Below are 16,131 nucleotides of genomic sequence, written 5' to 3'. Positions count from 1 at the left end.
CCGAGGTTTTAGCCGCCGGGCGGAATGATTCAGGTCAACGGCGTATCAAGGCTTGGCCTTTTCCAGGTAGTGGAAAAAGTCGCTGCTTGGGTCGAGGACCAATACGTCGGATTTGTTCGCGAAACTTTCACGGTAGGCGCGCAGGCTACGATAGAAACTGTAGAACTCCTGATCCTGACCGTAGGCCTTGGAGTAGATCGCAGCGGCCTGGGCATCACCATCACCGCGAACCTCTTCGGACTCACGATAGGCTTCAGCCAGCAGCACGCGGCGTTGACGATCGGCGTCGGCACGGATGCCTTCAGCCAGCTCGTTACCCTTGGCGCGGTGCTCGCGAGCTTCACGCTCACGCTCGGTGCTCATACGTTCGAACACACTGCGGTTTACTTCTTTCGGCAGATCGATGGCCTTGACCCGGACATCGACAACTTCGATACCCAGCTCTTTTTCCGCCATTTTGTTCAGCGAAGCAGTGATGTCAGCCATCAGTGCGTCACGCTCACCCGACACCACCTCGTGCAGGGTGCGCTTACCGAACTGGTCACGCAGACCGGATTCCAGACGACGGGACAGGCGCTCGTCGGCGATTTGCTTGAGGCCGGAAGTTGCGGTGTAGAAGCGCTCGGCATCCTTCACGCGCCACTTGGCATAGGCATCGACCATCACGGCTTTCTTTTCCAGGGTCAGGAAGCGCTGTGTCGGTGCATCCAGCGTCATCAGACGTGCGTCGAATTTACGCACCTGGTTAACGTAAGGCACTTTCACATGCAGGCCTGGCTGAACATCGGCCTGAACCACGCGACCGAATTGCAGCAGCACCGCACGCTCGGTCTGAGCCACGATGTAGAAGCAGTTCCAGCCCACCAGTACCACAACAACGCCAACGATCAGGGCGATCAGCGATTTATTGCTCATCAGCGGGTCTCCCTTGTGCGCGACTGCGGCAGGTCAGTGACATGCGGCGTGACGTCCGTGTTGTTGCTGGCGGCAGCCGAACCGGTGACCGGTGCATTGCTGCCCGAACTGTTCTGAATCATTTTGTCCAACGGCAGGTAAAGCAGGTTGCTCTGGCCGTTCTTGTTGCCGGTCACGAGTACCTTGCTGGTATTGCTGAAGACTTCCTGCATGGTGTCCAGGTACAGACGCTGGCGGGTAACCTCAGGTGCCTTGCGGTACTCGGCGACCAGCTTGGTAAAGCGATCGGCCTCACCCTTGGCGCGCGAGACCGTTTCGTCGCGATAACCGTTGGCATCCTCGAGGATGCGCTGGGCCTGACCACGGGCTTCCGGCACGACGCCGTTGGCGTAGGTTTCAGCCTGGTTGCGCGAACGCTGCTCGTCTTCACGGGCGCGGATCACGTCATCGAAGGCTTCCTGCACTTCACGCGGTGCCGCTGCGCTTTGTACGTTGACCTGAGTGACGGTGATACCGGTGCGATAGGTATCGAGGAAGCGTTGCAGACGCTCCTTGATTTCGCTGGCCATCAATTCACGACCTTCGGTCAGCACCTGGTCCATGGCGGTGGAACCCACCACGTGGCGCAGGGCACTGTCAGTCGCATGTTGCAGACTGATTTCCGGCTGATCGACGTTCAGCACGAAGTCCTGCAGGTTGCTGATCTTGTACTGCACGGTCAGCGGCACTTCGACGATGTTCTCGTCTTCGGTCAGCATCTGGCCCTGCTTGGTGTACGCACGCTCACGCGTGACGTTTTCCATGTACTTTTTATCGATCGGCGGGAAGTAGATATTCAGGCCCGGGCCAACAGTCTCGTAGTACTTGCCGAAGCGCAGCACCACGGCTTGCTCCTGCTCGTCCACCACGTAGACCGCGCTGTACAGCCAGACAGCCGCCAGCACGACGAGGCCGATGCCGAGCAGACCGCCGAAGCCGCCACCGCTCCTGCCCGAACCACCGCCGTCATCACCACCGCGTTTCTTACCACCACCGAACAACCCGTTCAGGCTTTCCTGCAGCTTTCGGAAGGCCTCGTCGAGATCCGGTGGCCCCTTGCGGTCGCCGTTATTGCGGCGTTTGCCACCCCAAGGATCCTGATTATTCGAGTTGCCACCCGGCTCATTCCAAGCCATAGCGCTCTCCATCTGATAAAGCAAAGACGCACCCACGGCGCGCCGACCAATGCTACAGAATGCCTGCCGTTACGGCACAACCGCTTCTTCAGGCTTTTATTGCAAAGTGTGTTGCTCGATGAACTCCATCGGCTGCAATCCTTCGCGGCTTACCAGTCGATTCAACTCGACCCGGGGCAAACGAACGGCCAGCAGGCTGATGCCTTCTTCGTCATGCTCTTCTTTCTGCACCGCACCGAGTTCGAAAAACTGCGCACGCAGTCGGGCGAATCGTTGCGGCAAGCGCAATGTACCGATGAACAAATCACTGCCGAGCAATTCGGCAATGGCTTGTTCAAGCAATTCCAGACCACTGCCATCACGCGCCGAAAGCCAGACCCGCTGGGGCTTGCCGTTTTCGTCGCGCTGGATTTGTGGCTCAACGCCTTCAAGCAAATCGAGTTTGTTATAGACCTCGAGTATCGGCAAGTCCTGGGCACCAATCTCGCCCAGCACCACCATCACCTGCTCGATCTGCAACATGCGATCCGGCTCGGCCGCATCGATCACGTGCAACAACAGGTCGGAGTTGGCCGACTCTTCGAGAGTAGACCGAAATGCTTCGACCAGCTTGTGCGGCAGGTGACGAATGAAGCCTACCGTGTCCGCCAGAACAATCGGCCCCAAGTCGTCCAGATCCAGACGGCGCAGGGTCGGGTCCAGCGTGGCGAACAACTGGTCGGCCGCGTACACGTCGGATTTCGTCACATTGTTGAAGAGTGTCGATTTGCCGGCGTTGGTATACCCCACCAGAGACACGGTCGGAATATCGGCACGGGAACGGCCACGTCGCGACTGCTCGCGCTGGCTGCGCACCTTCTCCAACCGGCCCTTGATCTGGCGCAGGCGGACCCGCAGCAAACGCCGGTCGGTTTCCAGTTGGGTCTCACCTGGGCCGCGCATGCCGATGCCGCCACCCTGACGCTCAAGGTGAGTCCAGCCGCGAACCAGGCGCGTGCTCATGTGGTCAAGCTGGGCCAGTTCGACCTGGAGCTTGCCTTCATGGGTACGGGCGCGTTGGGCGAAAATATCGAGAATCAGACCGGTACGGTCGATCACGCGACACTCGAAAACACGTTCGAGGTTACGTTCCTGACTGGGCGTGAGGATGTGATTGAAAATCACCAGATCGGCTTCTTCAGCCTTGACCAGGTCGCGCAGTTCCTCGACCTTGCCGCTGCCGATCAGAAATTTGGCGGTTGGCCGATGACGCGGTACGTTAAAAAACGCAACGGTCTCGGCGCCCGCCGAATTAGCCAATTCCTGAAACTCCTGCGGATCTTCGCGCGCCTCAGGGTCCTGTCCATCCAAGTGAACGAGGATCACTCGCTCACCACCACCGTGGCGCTCAAAGAACAAAGGAGACTCCTATCAGGCGTTACCTGGCTCAGCGTCACCTGCTTCGGATTCGGTTGCGCTAGGCAGACGAATTGGACGAACCGGCACTACTGTCGAGATAGCGTGTTTGTAAACCATCTGGCTTACGGTGTTTTTCAGCAGGATCACGAACTGGTCGAACGACTCGATCGTGCCTTGCAGTTTGATACCGTTGACCAGGTAGATGGAAACCCCAACTTTCTCTTTACGTAAAGTATTCAAGTAAGGGTCTTGTAGCGAATGCCCTTTTGACATGTGCCGCACTCCTTTAAGGATTCAATAATAAAAAATAGGTAATTCAGATGGCTTTGGCCGCCACACCCCCAAGGATAGACGGCAATTGCAAGGACTCAGCTCAATATGGAGATGGTCCCAAGGTATTTCAAGGCGCGTGGCAGATTGTCGCAATCAAGACTGTCCAGCCAGTGTATATCTTCCCAGCTGCGCAGCCAGGTGAACTGGCGTTTGGCCAATTGGCGCGTGGCGATAATGCCGCGCTCCTGCATTTCGGCCAACGTCAGCTTGCCATCCAGGTAGTCCCAGACTTGGCGGTAGCCTACCGCACGTATAGACGGCAACCCCGAATGCAGGTCACTTCTTTTACGCAGGGCTACGACCTCGTCGAGGAACCCCTGTTCCAACATATTTGTGAATCTTTGTTTAATGCGCTCGTGCAATACCTGACGATTCGCCGGGGCAATGGCCAAGTTCGCGACAGTATAGGGCAATTGTTGCAGTCCCGAAGCGGCTGCTTCAGTACTTTGCGCAGATTGTTGCTGACGCAGCTCGGTCATGCTCTGACCGCTGACTCGATAAACTTCCAGCGCGCGACTCAAGCGCTGCGGATCGTTCGGGTGAATGCGCGCCGCTGACACCGGGTCAATGCTCGCCAATTGATCGTGCAAGGCTTGCCAACCGAGGCGTGCAGCCTCTTCTTCGATCTGCGCGCGGACATCGGCATCGGCCGCTGGCATATCCGCCAGACCTTCGACCAAAGCCTTGTAATAGAGCATCGTACCGCCGACCAGCAGCGGAATTTTTCCGCGCGCGGTGATCTCGGCCATGGCTTGCAGGGCATCGCGACGGAAATCCGCAGCCGAATAAGCCTCAGCCGGGTCGAGAATATCGATCAAGCGGTGCGGATATTCGGCCAGCAGTTCTTTCGAAGGCTTGGCCGTGCCAATGTCCATGCCGCGATAGACCAGCGCTGAATCGACACTGATCAACTCGCACGGCAGCACCTTGGTCAGCTCGATGGCTAGATCGGTCTTGCCCGCAGCGGTCGGGCCCATCAGGAAAATCGCTGGAGGAAGCTGGCTCATCAACGACCGCGCAGAAACAGTTTGTCCAGATCGTCCAGGCCCAATTGGGTCCAGGTCGGTCGGCCATGGTTGCATTGACCGCTGCGCTCGGTGTTTTCCATGTCACGCAGCAGGCCGTTCATTTCCGGCAGGGCCAGGCGCCGGTTGGCGCGAATCGCGCCGTGACAGGCCATGGTGCCGAGCAACTCGTTGAGGTGTGCCTGAATCCGGTCGCTGGTGCCGTACTCCATCAAGTCCGACAGGACATCGCCGACCAGACGGTTGGCTTCGGCCTGTTTCAACAACGCCGGGATTTGGCGGATCGCCAGGGTTTCCGGGCCCAGACGCTGCAGCTCGAACCCCAGACGCTGGAACCATGCCGCGTGCTCTTCAGCGCAATCGGCCTCGCGCTGGCTAACGGCCAGGGATTCCGGCACCAACAATGGCTGCCCACTGAGGCCCTCGCTGGCCATGGCGATTTTCAGGCGTTCGTACATGATCCGCTCGTGAGCAGCGTGCATGTCCACCAGCACCAGCCCTTGGGCGTTTTCGGAAAGAATGTAGATACCTTTCAACTGCGCCAAGGCATAACCCAGCGGAGGAATATCTTCCTGCCCGGCCGGCAGCGCGTTGGCATTAGCCTCAGGCAGCGGCGCGAAAAACTCGCGATACGCAGCCTGAGCCTCGGCAGCCGGCGGTACCGCTGATTGTGGGCGTGGCGTGTATTGATACTGGTAAGCCCCGCCAGCGCTGGCGCCGGACGAGGTATTGAACGCCGGTTGTGCCTGCGGTTGCTCCAGCAGCGCATTGGCCGCCAGACGCATTTCACCCTGCGGACCGAACTCACCGGCATCGAGGCCCGTTGGCCGCACAACAGCTGTGGCCACGGAACCGGCAAGCTGATCTTCCGGACGCACGTCGCCCAAAGCACGGTGCAACGTGCCATAAAGGAAGTCATGCACCATGCGCCCGTCACGGAAGCGCACTTCGTGTTTGGTCGGGTGCACGTTGACGTCGACCGCCGCCGGATCAACTTCAAAAAACAGCGCAAACGTCGGGTGACGGCCGTTGAACAGCACGTCGCGATAGGCCTGACGCACGGCGTGAGCCACAAGTTTGTCGCGCACCGCCCGGCCATTCACAAAGAAATACTGCAGATCCGCCTGACTGCGGTTGAAGGTCGGCAAACCAACCCAGCCCCACAGGTGCAAGCCGTTGCGCTCGATCTCGATCGGTAGCGCCTGCTCGAGAAAACCCGAACCGCAGATCGCCGCCACACGCCGGGCGCGGGCCGCGTCATCGTGGGCTTCGTGCAGGCTGAGAATGGTCTTGCCGTTATGCCGCAGATGGAAAGCCACGTCGAAACGCGCCAACGCCAGACGCTTGATCACTTCTTGCAGGTGATCGAACTCGGTTTTTTCGGTCTTGAGGAATTTGCGTCGCGCCGGGGTGTTGAAGAACAGGTCGCGAACTTCCACGGAAGTGCCGACCGGATGCGCTGCCGGTTGCACCCGAGGTGCCATGTCGCGGCCTTCGGTTTCGACTTGCCAGGCTTGATCGGCATCGCGAGTACGCGAGGTCAGCGTCAGGCGCGCCACGGAGCTGATCGAGGCCAGCGCCTCACCCCGGAAACCGAGGCTCATCACCTGCTCAAGGTCTTCCAGGTTGCGAATCTTGCTGGTGGCGTGACGGGCCAGGGCCAGCGGCAGGTCATCGGCAGAGATGCCGCTGCCATCGTCACGCACCCGCAGCAACTTGACCCCGCCCTGCTCGACATCGACATCAATACGCTTGGCGCCGGAATCGAGGCTGTTTTCCAGCAGTTCCTTGATCACCGAGGCCGGACGTTCAACCACCTCACCGGCGGCGATCTGGTTCGCCAGCCGTGGGCTGAGCAGTTCGATGCGGGCAGCAGCGTTCAGCACTTCGTTCATTCTTTGGACGCCAGTTCGGTGCCAGGAATGGTCAAGTGCTGACCGACTTTCAGTTCATCGCTTTTCAGATTGTTGGCAGCGCGCAGCGTGGCCGGCGACACCTGATAGCGCACGCCGATCATCGCCAGCGTTTCACCCGGACCGACGCGATGATCGCGCGGGCCTTGAGCGATCTTGCCGGAATCACGCAGCCAGGCGATGTAAGTGCCCGGTGGCGGGTTCTGCTGGAAGAACTGGCGCACGCCGCTGCTGATCGAACGGGCCAACGCTTGCTGGTGGCTCGATGCCGAGAGCTTGTTGGCTTCGTTGGCGTTGGAGATAAACCCGGTTTCGACCAGAATCGACGGGATGTCCGGCGACTTCAACACCATGAACCCGGCCTGCTCCACGCGCTGTTTGTGCAGCGGCGTGACGCGGCCGATGTTGGTCAGGACTTTCTGGCCGACGTTGAGGCTGGAAGTCAGCGAGGCGGTCATCGACAGGTCGAGCAATACGCCGGCGAGCATGCGGTCCTTGTCGTCGAGGCTGACGTTGCCGGCACCACCGATCAAGTCGGAACGGTTTTCGCTGTCGGCCAGCCAACGCGCGGTCTCGGAAGTTGCGCCGCGATCAGACAGGGCAAACACCGAAGCGCCGAAGGCGGCCGCAGACGGCGCGGCGTCAGCATGAATCGAGACGAACAGGTCGGCGCCTTTCTTGCGAGCGATTTCGGTACGGCCGCGCAACGGGATGAAGTAGTCGCCGGTACGGGTCAATTCGGCACGGAAGCCTTTCATGCCGTTGACCTGACGCTGCAGTTCGCGAGCGATCTGCAGCACTACGTCTTTCTCACGCTGACCGCGCGAACCGGATGCGCCCGGGTCTTCGCCACCGTGGCCGGCGTCGATCACCACAATAATGTCGCGCTTGCCGGCCGGGGCTGGCGGCAACTTGATTGCCGGTTCGGTCGGGGTTACCGGCACCGCTGGCACAGTCGCGACCTGCGGCGTCGGCGCAGGCGGCGGTGCGGCGTCGGCCGGGTTATCGAACAGGTCGACCACCAGGCGGTTGCCGTACTGCGCGTTCGGCGCCAGCGAGAAGCTTTTCGGGGTGACGGCTTTTTTCAGGTCGATGACCACGCGCAGATCAGTCGGCGTACGCTGGGCCGAGCGCATTGCGGTGATCGGCGTGTTTGCGGTCTGCACATTCAGCGGTGCACCGAGGGTGGCACCGTTGATGTCGATCACCAGACGATCCGGCGCGGTCAGGGTAAACACGCTGTGCTGCACCGGGCCGCTCAGGTCGAAGACCAGTCGCGTGTTATCCGGCGCCCGCCACAGGCGCACGCTATTGACCTTTGAATCGGCCACGGCGTTGACAGTCACTGCCATCAACAACAGTCCAGCGGCAGCCACCAACGCGCGAAAGCGCATACCTAACCCCATCATTTAATTGGATTCCAACGCCAAAGCGGCACACCAGGCCTCGCCACGCGAGCCCTGGGATAAAATTTTCAGCGAACGCCCGCTGTCTTGCGGGCTAATGGTAATGGTCAGGTCAGGCTTTGGCAAAAAGCCTGCACCTTTATCGGGCCATTCGATCAGGCACATCGCGTCGTCTTCGAAGTAGTCGCGGATGCCGAGAAACTCCAGTTCTTCCGGATCGACCAGGCGATACAGGTCGAAGTGGAAGGCGCGGATCTCACCGATTTCGTAGGGTTCAACCAAGGTGAAGGTCGGACTTTTTACCGCACCAACATGGCCCAAGCCGCGAATGATGCCCCGCGACAGGGTGGTTTTGCCCATGCCCAGATTGCCTTCGAGAAAAATCAGGCCATGGCCCTGGGTCACGCGGGCGATCCGTGCGCCAAAGTCGCTCATGGCCTGTTCATCGGCCAGGTACAGGGTTACTTCAGACACGGTGCTTGCTCCTCCAACAACTGACGAATGGCTGGAATCAGATCACTGGCCGCCAGCCCACGGCCGAATTTTCCTTGTTGCTGACCGGCATTGGCGTGCAGCCAGACCGCCAGACACGCCGCATCAAAACCGGTCATGCCCTGCGCCAGCAGCGCACCGGTCAAACCGGCCAGTACGTCGCCGAGTCCTGCAGTGGCCATGGCCGGATGACCTTGGTGACAAAGCGCCAAACGGCCATCGGGATGCGCAATCAGGCTGCCTGCGCCTTTCAACACCACCACTGCTGTATATTTTTTGCTCAGCGCCAACGCTGCCGCGGGACGATCCGCCTGCACGTCGGCGGTGCTGATGCCCAGCAAACGCGCTGCTTCGCCCGGATGCGGGGTGATCACGCAATCCTTGGGCAATTGAACGAAATCACTCGCCAGCAAGTTCAGTGCGTCGGCATCCCACACTTGCGGCAATGCCGCGTTGGCCGCCGCCGACAGTAATGCGCGGCCCCAACTGGCCTGGCCGAGGCCAGGACCGACGACCAGCGTCGAGACTTTTTCCAGCAAACCCATCAACTGATTGGCCGAAGAGGTGCCAAGAACCATAGCTTCCGGCACACGGGTAAGGGCTGCTGGCACATGCTCGGGACGGGTCGCCAGCGAAACCATGCCCGCGCCGCTGCGCAGAGCCGTTTCGGTACTGAGCAGGATCGCCCCGCCAAATCCGTGATCGCCACCGATCAGCAGCACATGGCCAAAACGGCCCTTGTGCGACGCCGGCGCGCGCGGCGCCAGTCGAGGAAGATTAGCGGCATTGAGTCGCTGGGCGCGGACAGGAATGTCACGGTAAGTTTCCGCTGGCGCCTGCAAATCGTTGAACAGCAGCGCGCCGACATGATCCGCCGCGTCACCGGTGAAAAGCCCAAGCTTCAGACCAATAAAGGTCACCGTAAGATCGGCACAGACCGCGACACCCAGCGCTCGCCCAGTGTCGGCACACAATCCGGAAGGGATATCGACCGCAGCAACCGGCAAACCACTGACGTTGATCGCATTGATCGCGGCGGCATACGGCTCACGCACGTCGCCGCTCAGGCCGGTGCCGAGCAGGGCATCGAGGATGACCCCGCGCAACTCACTGTCAGCGCTCCAGCCCTGAATCGCCACACCGTGCGTCGAGGCCTCGGCATGGGCTGACGCCGCGTCGCCCTGCAATTGCCGGGGATCACCGACCGCCAACACCCGCACAAGCAACCCGGCTCGCTGGGCCATGGCCGCGACCAGATAACCGTCTCCCGCATTGTTGCCATGCCCGGCCAGCACCGTCAGTTCAGTCGCCGAAGGCCACTGTCGCACCAATGCGCGCCACGTCGCATGGGCCGCGCGCTGCATCAATTCGAAGCCCGGCGTACCGGCAGCAATCAGCCGTGCATCGAGTTCGCGCACCTGTGCGGCGCCATACAGCGCGTCGGGTAATTCATCTTTCGTATGCGGCATGCGTCTTCGGGCTCCGATGTCTGGCAGAATTATACGCACCTCAGCTCCGGTTTCTCTCGCCTCATGTCCGCCATCACCACAGACCTGCCCGCCCTCGCCCAATCGATCAAGGATTGGGGCCGCGAGCTGGGCTTCCAGCAAGTCGGCATCAGCGGCCTGGATCTGGCCGAGCATGAGCAGCACCTCGCGCGCTGGCTCGAGGCCGGCTACCACGGCGAAATGGACTACATGGGCGCCCATGGCAGCAAACGCTCGCACCCCGAAGAACTGGTGCCGGGCACGTTGCGCGTGGTCTCGCTGCGCATGGACTACCTGCCCGGCGACACGCAAATGGCGCAAATGCTCGCGCAACCGGAAAAAGCCTACGTGTCGCGTTATGCGTTGGGCCGCGATTACCACAAATTGATCCGTAAACGTGTGCAGCAATTGGCCGACAAGATTCAGGCGCAGATCGGCCCGTTCGGTTTCCGCGCGTTTGTCGACAGCGCCCCGGTGTTGGAAAAAGCCATCGCCGAACAGGCCGGGCTGGGCTGGATCGGCAAAAACACTCTGGTGCTGAATCGCAAGGCCGGCAGTTATTTCTTCCTGAGCGAGTTGTTTGTCGATCTGCCCCTTCCGGTGGATGAACCACACAGCACTGAACATTGCGGCCGCTGCACCGCGTGCCTCGACATTTGCCCGACCAATGCTTTCGTCGGTCCCTACGTGCTGGACGCGCGGCGCTGCATTTCCTATCTGACCATCGAGCTGAAAACCGCAATCCCCGAGGATCTGCGGCCGCTGATTGGCAATCGCGTGTTCGGCTGCGATGACTGCCAGATCGTCTGCCCGTGGAACCGCTTCGCCAAGCCCTCAGGGGAAAGCGATTTCAAGCCACGGCACAACCTCGATAATGCCGAGTTGGCTGAGCTGTTTTTGTGGGACGAAGAGAAGTTTTTGAGCAGCACTGAAGGTTCGCCGTTGCGGCGGGCGGGGTATGAGCGCTGGTTGCGGAATCTGGCGGTAGGATTGGGCAATGCGCCTTCAACGATTCCGGTGCTGGAAGCGTTGAAGGCTCGACGGGATTATCCGTCAGAGTTGGTCAGGGAGCATGTGGAGTGGGCGCTGGAACGGCACTCCAGACTTTCGAATGCATAAAGGGCAAGCAAAATACTAAGCCGCTCACATGCGCGTTGTATCAATGCTTTTAGCCGTTTTCATCATTGTGTTGGTCTGCCCGTCGGACAAATGGCCGCCCGCCTGCAAGACTTTGCAAACTCGCTGTTTACTGTCCTCTAGAAGGTAAATACGCTCCCCACGTCCTTTCGTCTTCGCAAAAAAAACATGCGTTACTTTTCTTCCAGCGCCGACGGGGCCGAACTCCTCGTACAGCATCTCGGACTCCGCCGCTGCTTGGCTGGCGGACTTATTGCTTTCCACGAGCTTGTAGAAACCTTTAGCCCTCTCCTCATTAATTTCAGACACGAAATTGTCTTTTTTGGCCCTATGCAATTGCCAAGGTTCGTCCGGCACTGTCTCCACGGGCGCATTGGCTTTTTTGGCCGCTGCCTTGGCGCCTTTTCCACCCTTCTTTAAATATTGCCCCGCTTTGCCTGCCCCCTTGCCACTGAGCCCTTGGCTAAAGGCTGAAGCCATCTTCCTGCCAGCATTCACAGCAGCTTTTGCACCTGCCGCCATACCTGCACCCAGCGAAGCCAGCCCAAGACCAAAACTGATCCAGCCCAATATCTCGCCTGCTTGAGAACCCGGTGCCAGCTCATTGGCCAGCTCGCTGGCGATACCCGCCAAACCTGAAGCAACCGCCAGCCCCAATGCCGCCACTGCCCATGGCGTCGCCGCGCCCATCGTTAGTACGCTGGCCACAACCCCGAGAATACTGAGTCCGATGCCCAGGATCGTTTGCCAGGATATATGTCCGGTAGGGTCAACACGATTGACAGGGTCGCCCAGGCAATAACTGTAGGCATTCAATCCGCCCGCGCCGAACGGGCTCATGCTGTCGGGGGCGAGAAAACGCATCAGTGTCGGACTATAGGCTCTGTAACCGTTACCCAGCAGATACAACCCGGTCACCGGATCCAGCTGCTCGCCGTTGAACCCTGCCAGGCTGAACAGTCCACCTTCGGCAGGGCGATGCCCGTAAGGGCTGTAGGCGCAATCGGTGAGCTGTTCCTTGCCCAGCGTTGCCAGCACGCTTTGCTGCTGGTCGGTACAAAACAGCTGCGCGCCGGCGTTCGAACCGAGTTGCTGTTGCCCCACAAGCGCTCCACCGTGACGCACAAAACTGGACGAATTTTCACCACTCACCTCATTGGCGACCCGGCCCGCATGGTAGTAACGCTGCGTAATCACCTTGTCGGGTTGCGACAGTTCGACCAGATCGTCGAAGCCGTCGTAATGGTAGCCACGAATGACTGATCCCCCTGCGCTGGACAATTGCTCAAGACGTCCGAATGCGTCATAGGCCAGGGTTCGCGCCTGGTCGTCCTTGATCATCCTGCCGTTGGCGTCGTATTCCAGTGTCACTGCCGGTGGATAGTCGGCATGGGAATGTTTGACTGCACTGAGCTGTACAGGATCAGGATTGTCATAACTGAAGGTGGTCAGATTCATGCCCAGCGGGAACTTCGTCTGCACGGTCAGAATGTTATCCAGCGCATCGAAGGTGAACGTCTGCCGGACAATTTCCTTGCCATACGGATCGCGGGGCTTTTGGGTGCCAGCACAGTCGTACTGGATCAGTCGCCCGCGCACATCGTAGGTGAATTGTTCGTCGCGCAATAGTTGCGTGCCGCGCCTGGAGACTTTCTGCGCCAGTTTGCCGGCAAGCGTGTAAGTCGATTCCAGCGTCTGGTCGGGCTGGCCCTGAATCTCGAACGTACGACGGGTTTCACGACCGATATCGTCATAGGCAAACCGGGTGATCATCTGCCGCTTGGTCGACGTTTCTTCGGTTTTCGTCCAGTCCAGCATCCCCGTCTGGATGGCGTAGTGGAATTCGGTTTTCAACGAGCCCTGTGAGGTGGATAGCAGGCGGCCGTGCTTGTCGTATTCGGATCGGCTTTCGGCTCCGAGTACATCGACATGGGTGATCGGTCGTCCCTGCAGGGACCAGGTACTGGACGTTGATTTTGTGATAGCGCCGAAGGTCGTCGTTTCGGATTTGAGGCGTCCGGAAGGGTAATAGGTAAAGCTGCGCTCCCTGCCGTTTTCGGTACAGGCCAAGGGATTGCCACTGGCGGGGTCGTAAGTCAGGTTCGTGAGCAATGCACCTGACTTGCGCTCCGTCAGCACACCGCCCAGATCGCGCAAATAAGTGAATTCGGTTTTTGTGCCATCAGCACTCTTGTACCACTGCGGCTGAGTGAAGCCCGCTTCATAACCCGCCTCGGACTTTCGTCCGCCTACGGTACTTTGTATCAAACGATCCAAACCATCATAAGTTTGCTGCCCCAACACCGTGTCACCGACCTTGATGCCGATCGGTAGCCCGGCATCGCTATGTTCGGCGTAGTCGGTCACCACCGTATTGGAATCAGGCAGGACAATGCGGATTATCCGGTCAAAAACGTCGTATTCATATCGAGTGATATTGCCGACAGGATCTGTCTCGCTGGTTGTGCGCCCCAACCCATCATAGGTGTAAACGATTTTGCCGAGACTCTTGCTCTTCAGATTGAAGCTCTCGACACTCAGCGGTTTACCGAAGTCATTGACGAGGGTGAGTGTCTTGCCCATCCCCTGGAGCCAATGGGTTTGCTGGCGAAGAACCGGATTCGCCTCGCTGTGTTCGATACGCCCGTCGGCATGCAGCGTCTTGCTGACCTGGCCCCAGGAATCGAATTCGTAGCGGGTACTGACCGGATAAGGCTTGCCGTCACGCCAATCGGTCAGCGTCACTTTCACCGTGTGACCGACCGAATCATGCAGGGCAGAATAAATCGTGCGAGCCTGAATAAGCCCGTCCTTGTCAGGATGGTCGCAGTCCTTTTCCTGAACGGTGATCACCCGCTCCAGGCCGTCATAATTCACACGTTGCTCACCACCGACGGGATCCGTGGTCACCATGGTCGCCGGTTGCTGTTTACTGGCGGCCAGATAGGCAAACTGGGTAGCGGCCGCATAAGGGCTCCCGGAAGCAACCGTTTTGCGCACTGCCCGGCCGATGGCGTCGTATTCATGTTCGACGTGCTCGCCATCGACACCGACCTCTGACATCAGTAATCCGGTCAGCGTCGAAAGCACTTTCTCACTGGTCTGTAGCGCACCGTCGAATCCACATGTGCTGGACTTGACTCGCAACCTGTCACCCTCGAGTTCATAGGAAAACCCGGTAGAGGTTTTTTTCTCATTGAGGGTGATACTTTGCTGTTTCGTGGCACCGTGCTTGAGTGGGTCCTTGGGCGTATCCAGATAGCTGCGTTCGGTTTTCGAGCGTAAGACTTCAACATCTGCCACAACTTCGTAAAAACGTTCCGCAACCGGCAACACGAATGCCAGCTCCGCCCCCTCCAGTGCAGTATGCAGCGCATAGTCGTAGTACGTGACAGTCGAAGCCCCACCCGACGCGGCAGCGGTAACCGTTCTCTTTTTCGGGAACCTTGAGAAACCCAGCGGATCCTCTGGGCAATTGTCTCCACCACCTACCGGATAAAATTCCGTCGAAGTCGTCACCCCACTTGGCTCAATGTGTTTGAGCAAGTTGCCTTCGCCATCGAACTCGGTGACGGTGGTTTCCACACGCTGCTGTTGGGTGCGTCGATCGAGGTGAGTCACCGTATGGACTTTCGGCATACGAAACTGAGCAGCCTGCTCATTGAAAGGCTTGGTGACGGAGCAGTGATACTCGGTGGCGGTGGCGATCTGGGCGTCACCGCAGGTTGTAACCTCAGCCACCAACAGATGGAACTTGTTGTAGGTGCGTTTAATGCGCGTATGCACTTTGCCGCTCAGTAACAACTGCTCGTCCGAGGTATAGACATAGTGGCCGGGCGCCAGATAGAGCGGGTCCAGGTCATTATCCTTGGCAGGGAGGAGGCCCTGCCCAAGGAAGTTATGGTCGGAGTACGTGTATGTCTTGCAGAGTCTGGGTTGGCCGCGCCCTGGGTAGATATCGTGCGCGATAACAAACGGCAGTGTCTGTTCCGCGCCATTTACGAAGCTATGACCTTGCCGCTTGTAGCGAATGATTTCTACGCCGCGTAGCGGATTGACGACTCGGTGCAAATAGCTGCCCTCGTCGATGACTTCATATTCCAGCTCCCAACCTTTACCTACCGGAAGCTCGATTGCCGTTACCCGAGCGTTTTTCAAGATCAACTTGTAGTCGGAACTGGAAGAGGTATCGGGATACCGGGTCAACGTTACCTGACCTGCATTGCGGGTGATTTTCAGCAGGCATTGTTTGGCGTCACGAACTTCGGCCAACCTGGGGAACTGGTTGAACATCTCGTGCTTCAACGCGATGCTTACACCGTTCGCCGCGATTATTTTTTCCGCTACGGCGACCTGAGTGCCAGCCAGGACCTTGAGCAGTTCACGCCGACCATCCTTGTATCGAACTTCATAGCGCCCTGCTCCGGTCACCAGCACCTTTGCCGTTTGCAGTTTCATTTCCTTGAACTTCAAACCGGTGGACGTTTCCACAGCCTTGTAACGCTCACCGTTGGACAGCGTCATGACTTTGCTGCGCAAGTCGTAATGGGTCAGGGTCAAAGACCAGCCAATGCCAAAACCAGAGTCCGCCTGGTTGAGCGGATTGAAACCCATTGAAAGTGCAAGCTCAGGACCATTGAGATCCGCCGAGTGCAACTTTCCTAACGAAAACGAGCACGTATACATGCCGGTGCGGGGATCAACACCTCCGGAGACAAATTCACCGAAGTTGAAAGCATTTGAATGAACAGCGGCAGATAAATTACTTTCCATTGAAAAACGTCCTTTTATTTCAAGATCCAGATATTGACTCGTAAACTTGGCCAGCAAACATCGCTGACCACATTATG

Annotated in this window: 11 protein-coding genes; 1 reads left to right on the top strand and 10 read right to left on the bottom strand. The window is 58.8% G+C overall.

Translation table 11 applies throughout. The features are described 5' to 3' along the window. Window positions 1–45 precede the first annotated feature (45 nt). The 9 genes from hflC to CLU80_RS16240 all read right to left on the bottom strand — a co-directional run bounded on the left by hflC (window position 46) and on the right by CLU80_RS16240 (window position 10,126). The gene (gene hflC, locus CLU80_RS16280; RefSeq protein ID WP_016984784.1) at window positions 46–915 is read right to left on the bottom strand and encodes a protease modulator HflC; all 870 of its coding nucleotides are present in this window, start codon (window positions 913–915) and stop codon (window positions 46–48) included. Beyond that, window positions 915–2,090 (bottom strand): FtsH protease activity modulator HflK, encoded by a 1,176-nt coding sequence (hflK, locus tag CLU80_RS16275; protein WP_016984785.1) that lies wholly within the window; start codon window positions 2,088–2,090, stop codon window positions 915–917. The genes hflC and hflK overlap by 1 nt, the downstream gene beginning before the upstream one ends. A 96-nt stretch (window positions 2,091–2,186) precedes the next feature. After that, window positions 2,187–3,488 (bottom strand): ribosome rescue GTPase HflX, encoded by a 1,302-nt coding sequence (gene hflX / locus CLU80_RS16270; RefSeq protein ID WP_093430181.1) that lies wholly within the window; start codon window positions 3,486–3,488, stop codon window positions 2,187–2,189. A gap of 12 nt (window positions 3,489–3,500) precedes the next feature. Continuing rightward, the gene (hfq, locus tag CLU80_RS16265; RefSeq protein WP_007902656.1) at window positions 3,501–3,761 is read right to left on the bottom strand and encodes an RNA chaperone Hfq; all 261 of its coding nucleotides are present in this window, start codon (window positions 3,759–3,761) and stop codon (window positions 3,501–3,503) included. 95 nt (window positions 3,762–3,856) lie between these two features. Next, window positions 3,857–4,828: a tRNA (adenosine(37)-N6)-dimethylallyltransferase MiaA gene (gene miaA / locus CLU80_RS16260; protein WP_093430180.1), complete on the bottom strand. Its 972-nt coding sequence runs from the start codon at window positions 4,826–4,828 to the stop codon at window positions 3,857–3,859. Next, the gene (gene mutL, locus CLU80_RS16255) at window positions 4,828–6,729 is read right to left on the bottom strand and encodes a DNA mismatch repair endonuclease MutL (RefSeq protein ID WP_286079824.1); all 1,902 of its coding nucleotides are present in this window, start codon (window positions 6,727–6,729) and stop codon (window positions 4,828–4,830) included. The genes miaA and mutL overlap by 1 nt, the downstream gene beginning before the upstream one ends. A gap of 8 nt (window positions 6,730–6,737) precedes the next feature. Then, on the bottom strand, window positions 6,738–8,111 hold the full coding sequence (locus tag CLU80_RS16250; protein ID WP_371748301.1) for an N-acetylmuramoyl-L-alanine amidase: 1,374 nt from the start codon (window positions 8,109–8,111) through the stop codon (window positions 6,738–6,740). A 57-nt stretch (window positions 8,112–8,168) separates the two neighbouring features. Beyond that, window positions 8,169–8,639, bottom strand: a complete 471-nt coding sequence (gene tsaE / locus CLU80_RS16245) for a tRNA (adenosine(37)-N6)-threonylcarbamoyltransferase complex ATPase subunit type 1 TsaE (protein ID WP_093430177.1) — start codon at window positions 8,637–8,639, stop codon at window positions 8,169–8,171. Continuing rightward, a complete protein-coding gene (locus CLU80_RS16240; RefSeq protein ID WP_099757839.1) occupies window positions 8,627–10,126 on the bottom strand; it encodes an NAD(P)H-hydrate dehydratase in 1,500 nt (499 codons plus the stop codon). Before CLU80_RS16240 ends, tsaE begins: the two co-directional genes overlap by 13 nt. Before the next feature lie 63 nt (window positions 10,127–10,189). Here CLU80_RS16240 and queG point away from each other — a divergent pair, with 63 nt between their 5' ends. After that, window positions 10,190–11,263, top strand: coding sequence for a tRNA epoxyqueuosine(34) reductase QueG (gene queG, locus CLU80_RS16235; RefSeq protein ID WP_095047296.1), 1,074 nt, complete (start codon window positions 10,190–10,192; stop codon window positions 11,261–11,263). 24 nt (window positions 11,264–11,287) lie between these two features. Here the strand turns inward: queG and CLU80_RS16230 are convergent, their stop codons facing one another. After that, window positions 11,288–16,054: an RHS repeat domain-containing protein gene (locus CLU80_RS16230; RefSeq protein ID WP_099757838.1), complete on the bottom strand. Its 4,767-nt coding sequence runs from the start codon at window positions 16,052–16,054 to the stop codon at window positions 11,288–11,290. Window positions 16,055–16,131 lie beyond the last annotated feature (77 nt).

This window comes from Pseudomonas sp. 29 (genome assembly GCF_002754355.1).
Lineage (GTDB): Bacteria > Pseudomonadota > Gammaproteobacteria > Pseudomonadales > Pseudomonadaceae > Aquipseudomonas > Aquipseudomonas neuropathica.
This window is presented reverse-complemented; position numbering and strand designations above follow the sequence as displayed.

Excerpts from the sequence above, each read along its gene's own strand:
- hfq (WP_007902656.1), bottom strand. The coding sequence starts at position 3,761 with ATGTCAAAAGGGCATTCGCTACAAGACCCTTACTTGAATACTTTACGT.
- hflC (WP_016984784.1), bottom strand. The coding sequence starts at position 915 with ATGAGCAATAAATCGCTGATCGCCCTGATCGTTGGCGTTGTTGTGGTA.
- miaA (WP_093430180.1), bottom strand. The coding sequence starts at position 4,828 with ATGAGCCAGCTTCCTCCAGCGATTTTCCTGATGGGCCCGACCGCTGCG.
- queG (WP_095047296.1), top strand. The coding sequence starts at position 10,190 with ATGTCCGCCATCACCACAGACCTGCCCGCCCTCGCCCAATCGATCAAG.
- CLU80_RS16240 (WP_099757839.1), bottom strand. The coding sequence starts at position 10,126 with ATGCCGCATACGAAAGATGAATTACCCGACGCGCTGTATGGCGCCGCA.
- CLU80_RS16250 (WP_371748301.1), bottom strand. The coding sequence starts at position 8,111 with ATGGCAGTGACTGTCAACGCCGTGGCCGATTCAAAGGTCAATAGCGTG.
- hflK (WP_016984785.1), bottom strand. The coding sequence starts at position 2,090 with ATGGCTTGGAATGAGCCGGGTGGCAACTCGAATAATCAGGATCCTTGG.
- CLU80_RS16230 (WP_099757838.1), bottom strand. The coding sequence starts at position 16,054 with ATGGAAAGTAATTTATCTGCCGCTGTTCATTCAAATGCTTTCAACTTC.